The sequence below is a fragment of the Alteripontixanthobacter maritimus genome, from assembly GCF_003340475.1.
In the GTDB taxonomy this organism is placed as follows: domain Bacteria; phylum Pseudomonadota; class Alphaproteobacteria; order Sphingomonadales; family Sphingomonadaceae; genus Alteripontixanthobacter; species Alteripontixanthobacter maritimus.
Genome location: NZ_QBKA01000002.1, coordinates 1,504,421 through 1,516,708, shown reverse-complemented (window position 1 = coordinate 1,516,708; position 12,288 = coordinate 1,504,421). Strand labels below are relative to the sequence as shown.

Genomic DNA, 12,288 nt, shown 5'->3' with positions numbered 1-12,288 from the left:
ACCGCGCAATCCCTCCCAGCAGGGGTGCGCCCGGACGGGAAAGCCACAACGCCGATGACCGCCAATCGCCCTTATTGCCATGACTGACACGGCTGCGACTCCAGAGATGGAAACGCCGCCGGCGGGCGGTCATGGCGCGCCTGACAAGCAGAAGGCCGGCAAGACCGCGCTGGCAGTCGGCGCAATCGGCGTGGTGTTCGGCGATATCGGGACTAGCCCGCTCTACGCCTTCCGCGAGACCTTCCGCGGGGCGCATAGTCTGGCCATCGACGAGGCCCATGTGCTGGGCGTGGTCAGCCTGATCTTCTGGTCGATGACGCTGGTGGTTTCCATCCAGTATGTCAGCATCCTGATGCGCGCGGATAATAAGGGGCAGGGCGGCAGCCTGGCGCTGGTGGCGCTGCTCAGCCGGCATATGGGCAAATCGAAATATGGCTGGCTGACGGTGCTGCTGGGCGTATTCGCCACCTCGCTGTTCTATGGCGACAGTATGATCACGCCTGCCATTTCCGTGTTGTCGGCGGTGGAGGGGCTGACAGTGGTGCGGCCGGACCTCGAACGCTTCGTCATACCGATCGCATTGGTCCTGTTGGTGTGCCTGTTCGTGCTGCAGAAACGCGGCACGGCCAAGGTCGGGGCGCTGTTTGCGCCGGTCATGATCGTCTATTTCTGCGTCATCGCGACGCTTGGTACGATCCAAATCGTGCAGCATCCCGAGATATTGTGGGCATTGAACCCGTGGTATGCGCTCAATTTCTTCCTGATCGACGGCTGGCTGGCCTTCCTCGCGCTGGGCAGCGTGGTGCTGGCGGTGACCGGGTCGGAAGCGCTGTACTCCGATATGGGGCATTTCGGACGCGGGCCGATGAAACTAAGCTGGTTCGGGTTCGTCATGCCGTGCTTGCTCCTGAATTATTTTGGGCAGGGCGCAATGATCGTGGGGCTGGATGCGGCGGCGGCCAATGTGGCGATCCAGAACCCGTTCTTCATTCTGGCGCCTGAGAGCCTGCGTCTGCCGCTGGTCATCCTCGCCACGCTGGCGACCTTTATTGCCAGCCAGGCAGTCATTTCCGGCGCGTTTTCGATTACCCACCAGGCGATCCAGCTGGGTTTTATCCCGCGCCTGTCGACCCGCCACACCAGCGAAACGGAAGCGGGCCAGATCTACATTCCGTCGATCAACTGGGCGCTGATGATCGCGGTCATCATTCTGGTGCTGACGTTCCAGAACTCCTCCAACCTCGCCAGCGCCTACGGGATCGCGGTGACCGGCGCGGTCACTATAGACACGCTGCTGATGGCGGTGTTGCTGATGGGCGTGTGGAAGTGGAAGAAATGGATCGCCATTCCCGTGGTGTTGCTGTTCCTGATCGTGGACGGCGCATACTTCCTCGCCAATCTGACCAAGGTGCCCGATGGCGGCTGGTTCCCGCTGCTGGTCGGCGCAATTGTCTTCACTCTGCTGACCACCTGGGCGCGCGGGCGTAAGTTGATGCGTGAGCGCATGAGCGAGGTTGCGCTGCCGATGGAAATCTTCGCCAAATCGGCCAAGAACAGCGCCACCCGCGTGCCCGGCACGGCCATCTTCATGTCCAGCGCAACCGGCGGCGTACCCTCGGCGCTGCTGCACAATATCAAGCACAACAAGGTGCTGCATGAACGCGTAGTCATCCTGACCGTGCTGATTGCGGAGGAGCCGTATGTGGACCCCGACGCGCGGTGCGAGATGCATGATTTGGGGGACGGGTTCTACCGCGCGGTGCTGCATTACGGCTTCATGGAGGAAACCGACGTGCCGCTCGGTTTGAAGAGCATGGAGCGTTGCGGCGGTCAGTTCGACATGATGCAGACCAGTTTCTTCCTCAGCCGTCAGACCCTGCTCCCTAGCGACAAGCCGGGTATGCCGATCTGGCGCGAACAGATATTCAGCTGGATGCTGCGAAATGCGGCCACCGCGATGGAGTTCTTCCGCCTGCCAACGAACCGCGTGGTCGAACTTGGATCTCAGGTCCGGATTTGATAGGATATACGCATCTGAAGACGTGAAGGAGCGTGGCAATGACCCTGAATTATGCGGAACCTGCGCGGAACTTTTCCTGGCGGGTATGGCTTTGGATCGGTGCGGCGACCCTGCTGCTGCTACCCGCAATCGCGATGCAATTTACTGCCGAAGTCGCCTGGGGCTCCGAGGATTTCCTCGTCATGGGCGCAATGCTGATGGGTCTGTGCGCGGCTCTAGATCTGGCATCGCGCCTTGATTCCGGGCGCTTGTTCAAGGTCGGCATTGGGGTGTTGGCGCTAGCGGTTTTCCTGCTCGTATGGGCGCAGTTGGCAGTCGGATTGGTCTGACTTCAGTTCAGTCTTATATAGCTGCCGTCACTCCCCGGTAGGGGGGTGTTCGATTACTGCATCGTCCTTGGCTTCGGGGTCCAGCCCATGCTTCAACAGCATTGGGATCTGGGTGAAGGTAAACAGGAAGGTCAGCGGCAGGAACACCCACAGCTTGGCCGCCAGCCAGCCACCGAAATCCAGCTGCCACACCAGCGTCTGGTTCAGCACGGCCAAGATCAGGAAGAACAGCCCCCAGTTGCGGCTCAGCTTCAGCCAGCCTTCGTCGCTCAGCCCTTCGAACGCGGCTTCCAGCAGGATCTTCAGCAATGGCCGACCAAGTTTCCACCCGACCAGCAGGGCTATGCCGAAGATGGAGTAGATGATCGTCGGCTTCATCTGGACGAAGGCCGGATCACCAAAAAACACCGTCAGCGCGCCGAACCCCATGATCAGCACGGTGGAGAACCACAGCATCGGGGAAACCTTGCCGTTGCGCCACTTCGACACGGCCAGCGCCACGACGGACGCCGCCATAAATGCCAGCGTGCCCTTGATCACCGCGGCCACTTCCAGGATCGCATCGGGTTCCGGCGGGGCGAACGAGCGATAGGTCAGGAAGAACACCAGTAGCGGGCCGTAATCGACGAGGATGTTGACCCAGCCGGACGCCGGTTTGGTCTGGTTTTCAGTGTCACGCATCAAGCAACTCCTGCAATAACGCGCGCGACCAGATCGGGATCGAAAGGTCGCAGATCGTCGATGGTTTCGCCCACGCCGATAGCGTGAATCGGCAGGCCGTATTGCTCGGCAGCGGCCACCAGCACGCCGCCGCGCGCGGTTCCGTCGAGCTTGGTCATGATAAGGCCGGTCACGCCCGCCACTTCCTTGAAGGTTTCGATTTGCGACAGCGCATTCTGGCCATTGGTCGCGTCCAGCACCAGCAACACGTCATGCGGGGCTTCGGGATTGAGCTTGCCCAACACGCGGCGGATTTTCGACAATTCCTCCATCAGCTCGCGCTTGTTCTGGAGGCGTCCGGCGGTGTCCACCACCAGCGCGTCGATCCCGGTGTCGGTCGCCTGCTTCACCGCGTCGAACACGATGCTGGCCGGATCGCCGCCTTCGGGTCCGCGCACCAGCGGTACGCCGATACGGTCCGCCCATGTGGCAAGCTGGCCGATGGCGGCGGCGCGGAAGGTATCGCCCGCGGCCAGCAGCACGCCGTAATCATCCTCCACCAGCCAATGCGCCAACTTGGCGATGGTGGTCGTCTTGCCGCTGCCATTCACGCCGATGACGAGGATGACCTGCGGGCGCGGGAAGGCGGTGATTTCCAGCGGTATGGCAACGGGGCGCAGGATCGCGGCGATTTCCTCGGCCACCGCTTCCTTCAATTCGGTTTCGCTGATTTCCAGCCCGAAACGCTTTGCTCGCAAGCGTTCCCGGATGCGCGCGGCGGCCGACGGACCGAGGTCGGAGGAGATTAGCGCGTCCTCGACATCGTCCAGCGTGGCATCGTCCAGCCTGGCCTTGGTCGCGACTTCGGTCAGGTTCGCGCTCAGCCGCTCGCTGGTCTTGCGGAAGCCGCCCAGGAGCCGGTCGGCCCAGCTTTTCTCGCTCATCGTAACAGGCCCTTGTCAACTATGCGCGGCGTGATGGAAACGACGCTGCCCCGCGCCGTATTGTCCGGCAGGGCGACGCGCGCGAAGTTGGGCGCATGGCCGGTTCCGTCCGCCTCCGCAAGCACGGCAAGCGGCTGGCCCAGCTGGGTTTCAAGCCATGCACCGCGCACGCGTGCCGCCTCTGCGCGCAGCTGGGCAGCGCGTTCCTTTACCAGCGCGCGGTCCAGCTGCGGCATGCGCGCGGCGGTAGTCCCTTCGCGCGGGGAGTATGGGAAGATGTGCGCATGTACGATTTCGAGTTCGCCTATGATCGCGCAATTGGCGGCGTGGTGCTCGGCGGTTTCGGTCGGGAAGCCTGCGATAAGGTCTGCACCGACAGCGAGGTCGGGCCGCCGTGCTTTCAGGCTGGAGACCAGCTTGATGGCATCGGCGCGGCTGTGGCGGCGTTTCATGCGCTTGAGGATCAGATCGTGTCCATGTTGCAGCGACAGATGAAGGTGCGGCATCAGGCGCGCTTCGCCCGCAAACAGGTCGAACAGCAGCGGATCGATCTCGATCCCGTCGAGGCTCGACATACGCAGGCGCCAGAGGGTCGGGAAGCGGTCCAACACGGCCTGCACCAGCGCACCCAGCGGCGGGGCGCCGGGCAAATCATACCCCCAGCTGGTCACATCGACACCGGTCAGCACGATCTCCGCCGCGCCGCGCGCCAGATGGGTTTCGACTTCGCTCAGCACCTGCGCGATGGTGAGCGAGCGACTAGGCCCGCGACCTTGCGGGATGATGCAGAAGGTGCAGGCATGGTCGCATCCGTTCTGCACCGCGATAAAGGCGCGGGTGTGCAGCGATGCCGCAGGTTTGGCCGTTGGCGCGACATTCCAGCTACGTGGATCGAGCTTGGTCACGTTGGCGACCAGGCCGTCCACTTCCGGCATGGCGGCAATTTGTTCACGCTCCACTTCGGCAGCGCAGCCGGTCACCAGCAGGCGGGCATCAGGCCGCGCGCGGCGGGCCTTGCGAATGGCCTGACGGGTCTGGCGCACAGCCTCCACCGTAACGGCACAGCTGTTGACGATCACTACGTCCTCATCCGGCGCGAGCATGGCGCGAATGCTTTCGCTTTCGGACAGGTTCAGGCGGCAGCCAAGCGTGATGATTTCGGGTGCGCTCACGCAAAGTCTTCCCACTCGAACGAGCCAGTAAAGGCAGTCTGCGCGGGGCCGGTCATCATGATTGTGCCGCCTTGCTGCCACGCAATCGTCAGTGCGCCGCCGGGCAGATGCACGGTGACCGGGGACTGGACCAGGCCGCGCCGGATGGCCGCAACCGCCGTGGCGCAGGCCCCGGTACCGCAGGCGCGTGTCAGCCCGGTGCCGCGTTCCCAGACGCGCAGGGTAAGTTCGCCACTTGAAACGCTGGCGACGTTCACGTTGATGCGTTCGGGAAACAGCGCGTCGGTCTCTATGTCCGGGCCCACCTCCGCCAATGGCACAGCGTATGCATCCTCGACGAAGAACACCACATGCGGGTTGCCGACATTCACGGCTGCAGGATTGTGCATCGTGCCACCGGCGTAAGGCCAGCCGACCGGCATGGCGGCCGTATCCATCGCATAGGCCAGCGGAATGTCGTCCCAGTCGAAGCGCGGCGCGCCCATGTCGACTTCGGCACCGGCGTCGCGGGGCGAAACGCGGATCGTTCCGCCGGCCGTTTCGACTGCGGCATCGCTGCCATGCAGCAGCGCCACCGCACGTGCCGCGTTTCCGCAAGACTGCACTTCGCTGCCATCGGAATTGAAAATCCGCATTCGGAAATCCGCGCCTGGCGCATCGGCGGAGGCCGGTTGGAGCAGGATCAACTGGTCGCAACCGATCCCGGTGCGGCGATCGGCCAGCGCTGCGGCGACAGGCCCGGTAACGGGCGGCAAGGTGCGTTCGCGCGCGTCGAGCATCACGAAATCATTGCCGAGGCCGTGCATCTTGGTGAAGGGGACGCGCATTGCGCCTCGCGCTTTATGCGTCCCTACGCTGGTCGTCCAGTGAAGTGGGTGGGAGTTGCCGTCCGGAAGTGATCGCCGGACCGGCGCCTCGGGATTAGCCGGCGAGGCTTTGCTTGGCGGTGTCGGGTTTGGCGGCTTCGGGCAGGGAGTGCGCCTGGTCGGTGCGATTATTCGAAGAACCGTCGCTCAGTAGGCTCTTGGCGGCCAGCCGCCTGCGTACGGCGGCAGCATCTTCCGGCTCGCCATACAGATAGCCCTGACCCTTGAGCGGACCCATCGCCTGCAACTGCGACAGCACGTCTTCGCTTTCGATACCCTCCGCCGTGATCGGCAGATCGAGCCCTGCCGCAAGTGAAACGATAGCGTTCATGATTTGACCGTTGCCGCCTTCCTCCTGCAATTCCGACACGAAGCTGCGGTCTACTTTCAGCCGGTCGAACGGCAGGTTGCGCAGCTGGGCGAGGCTGGAATAGCCGGTACCGAAATCGTCCAGGCTGATGCTAACGCCCTGGTTTTTCAGGCTGGTGACCATCGAATGCACCATGCCGATATTCTCGTGCAGGCAGCTTTCGGTAATTTCGACATCCAGCCGCCGGGCCGGAAATTTATGATTGAGGAGCAGCTTGATCAATTTCTGCGAAAACCAGGGATCGCGCATCTGTACTGGCGAGATATTGACGGACAGCGTCAGGTTCGGGTCCCAAGTGTTCGCCTCGTCGAGCGCGCGGCCGATCAGCTGTTCCGACAATTCACCGATCACGCCGATTTCCTCGGCGATAGGGATGAACAGATCGGGGCCCAGCACCCCGTGTTCGGGAGAAATCCATCTGGCCAGCATTTCGAAACCGACCAGCTCGCCCGACACCAGATCGATCTGCTGTTCGAAATAGGGAACGAAGTGCCCCTCGCGCAGGCCGGTGCGGATACCGCTCTCCAGCTCGTTGCGGAAATGCAGGTCGTTTTCCATGCTGCGTTCGAACCAGTAATAGCGGTTCTTGCCGTTCTTCTTGGCACGGTACATCGCGATATCCGCGCGGTGCATCAGCGTTTCCGCTTCGATCAGATCTTTGCCATCGGTGGGCGCCGGGTCGGACCATGCGATGCCAACCGAAATCGTCGTCTCCACGACAATTTCGTCAACCTCTATCGGCAGGCAGACCGAGGTGATGACCCGTCCGACCAGCGCATCGACCCGCGTGCGCTGTGCCGGATCGAAGCCAATCACGAACGCGAACTCATCTCCGCCCAGACGAGCCAGCAAGCTTTCCTCAGGCAGACGGTTGGAAATCCGCTCGGCGATTGCCTTGAGGACGCCGTCACCAACCTTGTGGCCGTTGAAATCGTTGATGCGTTTGAAATCGTCGAGGTCGATCATGACGAACGCGGTGGCGCGCCCGGCCTTGGCATTCATCGCCACGAAATCGTTGGTCGTCGTCGTCAGGCTTCGGCGGTTGAGGCATTGGGTCAGCGGATCGGTTTCGGCCATCAGCCGGGCCTTTTCTTCCGCCTGCCGGGTCCGTGCCATCTCCTCCTCCAGCTCGCGATATCGCCGCCAGCCGAAGATCACGAGCGCGATATTGAGCAGCAGCGCATTCACCAGCAGGGTATCGGGACCGCTTCCGGCATACAGCCAGCTGCGGATAACCTGCGGCAGAACGTTGCTGCCATTGCCAACGAACATCATGATCGCGCAGAACACGATCGCCATGGTCAGCAGGTCGCGCCGGGACCGTCCGGCATAGAGCCATGACAGGTTTACAGCGCGCTTCGGTTTGTCCGCCCCTGAAATGATTGTCGCCCCTGTCCCGATCGAGAAATATTCATGATCCTAATGGCGCACGAACTTGAAAAAGTGGTTAAGGGCAGATGACACCTCGCCAGAGGCAATATGCCTCAACCTCGACACCGTGATCAGGAGCAGATTTGCAATGAAGTATTGGCTGATGAAGTCCGAACCGTTCAAATATAGTTGGGACGATTTGGTCGCGGAGAAGGAGGGAACCTGGGATGGCGTTCGCAACCACCGTGCCAAAAACAACCTCGCCGCCATGGAAGTTGGGGACCAGGTCCTGTTCTACCATTCGCGCAAAGGGCTGGAAATTGTCGGCATCGCGGAAGTAAGCGTGGCTGGCATAACCGATCCCACGGACGAAACCGGTAAATGGGCCGCGGTCAAGATCGTCCCCAAGACGAAGCTGCCCAAACCGGTCACGCTGAAGGATGTGAAGACCGTGGAGCAGCTGGAGGACATGGAACTGGTCCGCCTGTCGCGCCTATCCGTCAGCGAAGTAAAGCCGGAGGAATGGTCGATCGTGATGTCGATGGCGGGCATTTAGACCGAACGCTCCGTCGCATCCCGCTGCCATTCGTCGCAAACCCCGGAACTGCGACGCGTGGTGTCGGGTTGATGAGGTTGGAACAGACAGCAATCCAGCTGCCATCTTCCCGCAAAGGAGCGCAGATCATGGGTGAAATGAAGGACAAGGCCAAGGGCCTCGGAAACGAAATCGCCGGCAATGCGAAACAGATGTCGGACGATCCGAAAACTCGCGCCGAAGGCAAGGCTCAGGAAACAAAGGGCGAAGCCCAGAACCTGAAGGGCGAAGCCAAGGGCGCGATGGGTAACAAAGTCTGATCATCAGCGTCTGACCGATCAGTCGGACATCAACAGACAGATGAAGGGGCCGCGAATTCAGCGGCCCCTTTTTTGTTGGTGCCGTGTTTTTCGACGCTCCCCTAGTATCCCCTGACGGAGCTGATGGTTGCGCCGCTTGCCGCCAGTTGTTCCACGTCGATAACACAATGCAGCAGGCGCAGGCCTGTGCGGCCCTTCGCTTCCACTAACGCATCGCGGAACTCGTCGGTCGTTTCCACGCGCCGTGACCAGCCGCCGAAGCTTGCGCCCAGCATCGCGAAGTCCGGATTGGCGAGGTTCGTCGCGCTGACCCGGCCGGGAAATTCGCGTTCCTGATGCATCCGGATCGTGCCGTAGGCGCCGTTGTCCACCACGATGACGATCAGGTCGAGATCGTATTGGACGGCGGTCGCCAGTTCCTGCCCGTTCATCAGGAAATCGCCATCGCCCGCCACAGCCACCACCGTCCGGTCGGGGAAGCGCCGTGCGGCGGCGACGGCAGCGGGCACGCCATATCCCATCGCACCCGCCGTCGGGGCAAGCTGGGTGGGGAAGCCGGCATAGCGCCAGTACCGATGCCACCAGCCGGAGAAGTTTCCGGCCCCGTTGCAGACGATGCTGTCGGCAGGCAGCGTATCACGCATGAAAGTGACAGCGGTCGCCATATCGAGTTGCCAATTGCGGCCAGCTGAGGCGGCGGGTCTTGCGGTTGCCCATTCTTCCCATTCGGCATGGGCCTCGGCCCCTGCATCGAAGGCAATCAGATCGTCATCGGTCCACAGCGCGGCGCATTCGGCGAATTCGGCCATGTCGGCACACATCGCCAATTGGGCGGGGTAGACGCGGTTCAGCTCCTCAGGATCGGGATGGATGTGGATGATGGTCTGCTCGGAGTTATCCAGCGTGGGTACGGTGTAGCCATCCGTAGTGGCCTCCCCCAACCGCGCGCCGACAGCGATGACGAGGTCCGCCTGCTTCACCCGCTCCACCAGTTTCGGATTGGGGCCGTACCCCAGATTGCCGGCATATACCGGCGAGGTGGGCGCGATTGCATCCTGCCGCCGGAACGCAGTGGCTACGGGCAGGCCGAGCCGTTCGGCGAAGAGCTGGAAATAATCGCGCGCCTTCATGTTCCAGCCCGCGCCGCCGATGATCGCGATCGGGCTGGCGGCATCGCCGATCATCGCCATCATGGCCTGCATCGCGTCGGGGCAGGGCGGCTGGGCCGGGCGCGCGACGAAGGGGCGCGGGGCTGCGTCGGTATCGTCCGACAGCATATCTTCGGGCAGAGCAAGCACCACCGGACCGGGCCGTCCGGAAATTGCCGTGGCATAAGCGCGGGCGATATATTCGGGGATACGGTCGGCGTTCTCGATCCGCGCCGCCCATTTGCAGATGGGTGCGAAAAAGGCGGGGAAGTCGATTTCCTGAAATCCCTCCCGGTCCCGCATATCGCGCGCCACGTCGCCCACAAACAGGATCATGGGTTGGGAATCCTGATGCGCCACGTGCACGCCGATGCTGGCATTGGTCGCGCCGGGACCGCGGGTGACGAAGGCGACGCCGGGACGGCCCATACTCTGCGCGGAGCCGGTTGCACCCGCTGCACCCATCGCGCCGTCGGCACACGCCATGAACGCCGCGCCGCCTTCCTGCCGGCAGGTGATGACATCGATGGCGTTCTCGTGGTCCTGCTGCTGCTCCAGCGCGTCGAGCACTTGCAGGAAGCTTTCGCCCGGCACTGTGAAAACGCGCTCGCAGCCCTGTTCGCGCAGACAGTCCACCAGCAACTGCGCGGCTGCGGGCGTGGGCGTGGGCGGGGGCGGGGGTGAGGGGCGGCTGGATAGGGAGTTGTCGCTCATGACAAACCCCTAGCGATGCGTGGGGGACCGGACAACGCCCCACCCCGAACCGGCAATCTTGTGGGGGATATTAACGAAGCGCTATCCTTAATGTCCCGCTGTGCGACGCTACGCAGGAGGCGGATGCAAAAGCTTACCAAGATGTTAATTCCGACAAATGCGTAGATCACTTGTCCTTACCGATGAAGCTGCCGGGAACCTGTTTCTTGCCTCGCTTCCCCCGCACGTCCGCTCCGGCGCGGAGCCAAAACGTTTTCGCCCACAATGGGGCATCACGCGTAATGATGTGAAAAGCTTCGCCGCGGCCTATTTCGCTTGTCTGGCAGGCGCCGCGATCTTCCTCGCCTGAAGGATCAGTCGGCGTTCGCGCCGACTGGCTGTTCCGCCTGCCGTTCCGCTTCGAGCAGGAGCTTGCCGAGGTAACTCGATACCAGGCACATCGCAGCACTGATGAGTAATTGCTGGGTGATCGGAACGCCCAGCCCGGTCATCAGGCTGACGAGTAGCGACCCACCAACCATCGCACCTGAATTCACAATATTGTTGGCCGCGATCGTGCGCGCGGTTTGCGTCTGCGGCACGAAGGTGGTGAGAAACGCATATAGCGGCACCACGAACATTCCGCCCGCCACCGCAATGCCCAGCAGGCTCAGCATCATCGGTATGGCCAGCGGCCGGCTGAAAAATTGCGGGATCGACAGCAAACGGTCATCCGGCAGCGGCGTCCAGTTCATCGCGAGCAAATAGAACAGCACCACAAACAGCCCCATGGCGATAACGGATACCGGTGAATAGCGGGCCGATACGGTGCCCTTCAGCAGCGCGTTGACGCTGACCGAACCGATCGCCACCCCGACCGAGAAGATTACCAGAAACAGGCTGGCCACTTCCTTCGTGCCGGTGATAACGTTCTTCACCAGTGGCGGAAAATGAATGAACAGCACTGCGCCGATGGTCCAGAAGAAGCTGATCGCGATAATGGCGAGGAACACCCGCCGGTCGTGCATGGTCTTGCGCACCAGATCGATTGAGGCGCGGATGAAATGCAGGTCGATGGGTTCGGGCGTTTGCTGCGCCGGGGCGGGCGGTACCTGCCGTCCGGTGAAATATCCTGCGACGGCGACCACGATGATCGCGCCTGCCGCCCATTCCACCGGAATGAAGCCGGCAATGATCGTGCCGGCCAAAATGGCGATATAAGTGCCGGCCTCCACCCAGCCGGTGCCGGCCAGCACCTCGTCCTTGCGCAGATGCTGCGGCAGGATGGCGTATTTGATCGGTCCGAAAAAGGCGGATTGCACGCCGGTCAGGAACAGCGCCAGCAGCATCAGCGGGATGGCAATCGTGTTTACCGCAATCCCGCGCCAGGCCAGATACAGTCCGGCTGCACCGATAATCATCAGCACGATTTCCAGCAGCTTCACCCGGCGGATGATCCTGGCCTTGTCGCCATTATCCGCCAGCTGCCCGGCAATTGCGGACAGCAGGAAAAACGGCAGGATGAATAGGCCCGACGCCAGCGCGCTGAACGTGCCTTCCGCGCTTTCCGAATTGTAGATGGCGTAGACCACGAACAAGACCATCGCGGTCTTGTAGAGATTGTCGTTGAAGGCGCCGAGGAACTGAGTGAAGAACAACGGCAGGAACCGGCGGCTGCGCAGTAGCGGGCCGGTTTGGTCCGGGGAGGCCGGATGCAGGCCGGCACCGCCGACACCGCCTACAGGGGCGGAAGGTTGGTCCATCGGTTTCAACTTCCATCCCCCAATGGGCGGCGACGTTACGGCATTCCGCCCCTCGACACGCTCTCCGCCCCGTATGACAAGGTTTCTCCAGCGCCGT

12 protein-coding genes are annotated in these 12,288 nt (G+C 62.2%); 5 read left to right on the top strand and 7 right to left on the bottom strand.

All coding sequences use genetic code 11. The annotated features are described in order from the left end of the window. Positions 1–79 precede the first annotated feature (79 nt). Positions 80–2,020, top strand: a complete 1,941-nt coding sequence (locus HME9302_RS07520) for a potassium transporter Kup (protein ID WP_115366512.1) — start codon at positions 80–82, stop codon at positions 2,018–2,020. Positions 2,021–2,058: 38 nt separating this feature from the next. Next, entirely contained in the window at positions 2,059–2,349 is a 291-nt protein-coding gene (locus HME9302_RS07515; RefSeq protein WP_115366511.1) for a hypothetical protein, read from the top strand. A 27-nt stretch (positions 2,350–2,376) separates the two neighbouring features. On the opposite strand, the gene HME9302_RS07510 is transcribed toward HME9302_RS07515, so the two are convergent. The 5 genes from HME9302_RS07510 to HME9302_RS07490 form a co-directional block, all read right to left on the bottom strand. Then, positions 2,377–3,030: an inner membrane-spanning protein YciB gene (locus HME9302_RS07510; protein ID WP_115366510.1), complete on the bottom strand. Its 654-nt coding sequence runs from the start codon at positions 3,028–3,030 to the stop codon at positions 2,377–2,379. Beyond that, a complete protein-coding gene (ftsY, locus tag HME9302_RS07505; protein ID WP_115366509.1) occupies positions 3,030–3,953 on the bottom strand; it encodes a signal recognition particle-docking protein FtsY in 924 nt (307 codons plus the stop codon). Before ftsY ends, HME9302_RS07510 begins: the two co-directional genes overlap by 1 nt. Beyond that, positions 3,950–5,125 carry a MiaB/RimO family radical SAM methylthiotransferase gene (locus HME9302_RS07500; protein WP_115366508.1) on the bottom strand — a complete coding sequence of 392 codons (1,176 nt, stop codon included), beginning with the start codon at positions 5,123–5,125 and terminating at the stop codon, positions 3,950–3,952. The genes ftsY and HME9302_RS07500 overlap by 4 nt, the downstream gene beginning before the upstream one ends. Further along, positions 5,122–5,952, bottom strand: coding sequence for a diaminopimelate epimerase (gene dapF / locus HME9302_RS07495; protein ID WP_115366507.1), 831 nt, complete (start codon positions 5,950–5,952; stop codon positions 5,122–5,124). The genes HME9302_RS07500 and dapF overlap by 4 nt, the downstream gene beginning before the upstream one ends. Positions 5,953–6,046: 94 nt before the next feature. Continuing rightward, complete coding sequence (locus tag HME9302_RS07490) at positions 6,047–7,660, bottom strand: putative bifunctional diguanylate cyclase/phosphodiesterase (protein WP_115366506.1); 1,614 nt, start codon at positions 7,658–7,660, stop codon at positions 6,047–6,049. Positions 7,661–7,880: 220 nt separating this feature from the next. Here HME9302_RS07490 and HME9302_RS07485 point away from each other — a divergent pair, with 220 nt between their 5' ends. Together HME9302_RS07485 and HME9302_RS07480 are read left to right on the top strand one after the other, a co-directional pair. Further along, positions 7,881–8,288: an EVE domain-containing protein gene (locus HME9302_RS07485; RefSeq protein WP_115366505.1), complete on the top strand. Its 408-nt coding sequence runs from the start codon at positions 7,881–7,883 to the stop codon at positions 8,286–8,288. Positions 8,289–8,416: 128 nt separating this feature from the next. Further along, positions 8,417–8,587 carry a CsbD family protein gene (locus tag HME9302_RS07480; protein ID WP_115367567.1) on the top strand — a complete coding sequence of 57 codons (171 nt, stop codon included), beginning with the start codon at positions 8,417–8,419 and terminating at the stop codon, positions 8,585–8,587. Between the two features lie 101 nt (positions 8,588–8,688). Here HME9302_RS07480 and HME9302_RS07475 read toward each other — a convergent pair whose 3' ends face one another. Further along, positions 8,689–10,449 (bottom strand): thiamine pyrophosphate-dependent enzyme, encoded by a 1,761-nt coding sequence (locus tag HME9302_RS07475; RefSeq protein WP_115366504.1) that lies wholly within the window; start codon positions 10,447–10,449, stop codon positions 8,689–8,691. Positions 10,450–10,606: 157 nt separating this feature from the next. On the opposite strand from HME9302_RS07475, the gene HME9302_RS13135 reads away from it, so the two are divergent. Continuing rightward, the gene (locus HME9302_RS13135; protein ID WP_147270787.1) at positions 10,607–10,798 is read left to right on the top strand and encodes a hypothetical protein; all 192 of its coding nucleotides are present in this window, start codon (positions 10,607–10,609) and stop codon (positions 10,796–10,798) included. 4 nt (positions 10,799–10,802) lie between these two features. Here HME9302_RS13135 and HME9302_RS07470 read toward each other — a convergent pair whose 3' ends face one another. Beyond that, on the bottom strand, positions 10,803–12,191 hold the full coding sequence (locus HME9302_RS07470) for an MFS transporter (protein WP_115366503.1): 1,389 nt from the start codon (positions 12,189–12,191) through the stop codon (positions 10,803–10,805). Between the last annotated feature and the right edge of the window lie 97 nt (positions 12,192–12,288).